Annotated in this window: 2 protein-coding genes; both read left to right on the top strand. The window is 55.6% G+C overall.

The annotated features are described in order from the left end of the window. Positions 1-280 precede the first annotated feature (280 nt). Positions 281-535, top strand: coding sequence for a hypothetical protein (locus BGP85_RS28610; RefSeq protein ID WP_146048952.1), 255 nt, complete (start codon positions 281-283; stop codon positions 533-535). A 140-nt stretch (positions 536-675) separates the two neighbouring features. Beyond that, positions 676-2190, top strand: coding sequence for an IS21 family transposase (gene istA, locus BGP85_RS00150; protein ID WP_103466415.1), 1515 nt, complete (start codon positions 676-678; stop codon positions 2188-2190). The last annotated feature ends 94 nt before the right edge of the window (positions 2191-2284 follow it).

Consider the following 2284-nt stretch of genomic DNA (forward strand, 5'->3'; position numbering starts at 1 on the left):
CAAACAATTGCAGCACTTTTCGAAGAGGAATATCCAAAACAGACATACGGCCCCACAGTTTTTGATTGAATTAGAGATCACTTCAATATTTACATCAACGCAAGGGATTACTGCGATATTCAACCGATAATCGATCAACACTCAGAGAAATGCATCAAGCAGCGACAGCAACGTAGACAAAGAGCAGACCGCAGTCACCGCGCCCTTCTAGTTGCATGTCCTGACGAAAAAACCACTTGTCAGAGAACTTAGAGTTGATTTAGACTTAGGAAAAACTCGGGTGAATAGCAATATGACAGATTTTAAGAGGGTGACTCTTTATAAAATCAAGACCGTATCCGGTTTTGAGGATTTTATAATTGGTAGTAACTATGACTCAGTAGATGTTGAGGACGGAGTAACCGGCCTCATTAAGTATGAAGAAGTACTTAGTAAAAATAAAAATGAAGATGACATCCCTTGGCTTGTCTTCCTTAACTCCGGCCATCCTTTGCGCGGCGACAATCAAGGTGAGACACAGCGTCAATCAGGATGAGACTAGGCGGCGGGGATGTGACGAAGGGAGGGCGTAGCCCGACCGGAGTTACATCCCCGCCGCGGCGCAATTTTCGGCGTCTCATGATCGCGGTTGGCCCAGTAGCGTGGGTGATTTTCTGAGAATGGAGAATCATCTTTGTGCCGGGTCGCCATGTAACCGATCATCAGACGAGGCTTTTTATGAAGTACCGACAAACCAACCCCATTGAGGTCGCCGCCGCCAAGGCGTCGATCAGCCGTGCGACGGCTTACCGCATTGAGAAGGATGCGCGTCTCCCATCACAGAGCAAGCCGCCACGCGACCGGCGTCGCCCCGATCCCCTTGAGCATATATTCGACACCGAGGTTGTTCCGCTCCTCAAGTCCGCGCCCGGCATCCGTGCGGTCGCCGTTTTCAACGAGATGCTGCGGCGTCATCCGGAACTGTCCGAAGGTATACGCCGCACGATTGAGCGTCGTATCCGATCATGGCGGGCTGTTCACGGTCAGGAGCAGGAGGTGATCTTCCGTCAGATACACGAACCCGGCCGGTTGGGGCTGTCGGATTTTACCGACATGGGCAGCCTCGGCGTGACGATTGCCGGCCAATCGCTTGACCATCTGCTCTATCACTTCCGGCTTGTGTGGTCCGGCTTTGAGCACGCCCATGTCATCCTTGGCGGCGAAAGCTTCGTCGCTCTGGCCGAGGGCCTGCAGAACGCGCTGTGGTCGCTTAGTGGTTCGCCGCTCTATCACCGCAGCGACAGCTTGTCGGCCGCATTCCGCAACCTCGATGCTGACGCCAAGGTCGATCTGACGCATCGCTACGACGAACTGTGCGCTCATTACCGCATGACGCCGACGCGCAACAACAAGGGCGTCGCACACGAGAATGGTTCGATCGAAAGTTCACACGGGCATCTCAAGAACGCGATCCGCGATGCTCTGCTGATGCGCGGAACCAGGGATTTTGGCGATCTCGTTTCTTACCGCGCCTTCATCGATGAGATCGTCAGCCGCCGCAATGCCGCCCATGGCAAGCGTATCGATGCCGAGCGTCCACATCTGCAGGCTCTTCCCGATCATCGCACCACCGACTTCGAAGAAATCATCGTGACCGTATCGAGCACCGGCGGCTTCGTCTTGCGCAAGGTCTTCTACACCGTGCCTTCCCGTCTGATCGGCCACCGGCTTCGGGTACGACTGTTCGATGATCGCCTCGACGTCTTCATCGGCGGCACGCATCTGCTGACGTTGCCCCGAGGCCGCGCTCAGGCGAATGGCAAGCACGATCAAGTCGTCAACTATCACCACGTCATTCATTCCCTGCGCAAAAAGCCGATGGCACTTTTGGGGCTCGTCTATCGCGACAAGCTCTTTCCCAGGCCGGAATATCGAAGGACTTTCGATACGCTCATCGAGCAACTGCCAGAGCGGCAGGCTTGCAAGATCACCGTCGAACTGCTGGCGCTGGCTCATGATCGCGGGTGCGAACGTGAACTGGCCGAGGAGCTTGCCAGAACCCTGGAGGTCCGCAAACTGCCCGACCTGGCTGCCTTGAGAGCGGCCTTCTGTCCCGACCCGAACCAGTTGCCGCTGGTTCATGTCCAACTCGCATCGCTCGATGGCTACGAAGCCCTGATCGGCGCTGCTTATGCGGGAGAGGTCGCATGAAGAACACCTACACAGTCGACGAAGCCCGCCTCGGCATCATGCTCAATGACCTCCGGCTGCCGACGATCAAGACGCTCTGGTCACAATTTGCCGA

Source organism: Pseudomonas putida (assembly GCF_002906855.1).
GTDB lineage: Bacteria > Pseudomonadota > Gammaproteobacteria > Pseudomonadales > Pseudomonadaceae > Aquipseudomonas > Aquipseudomonas putida_N.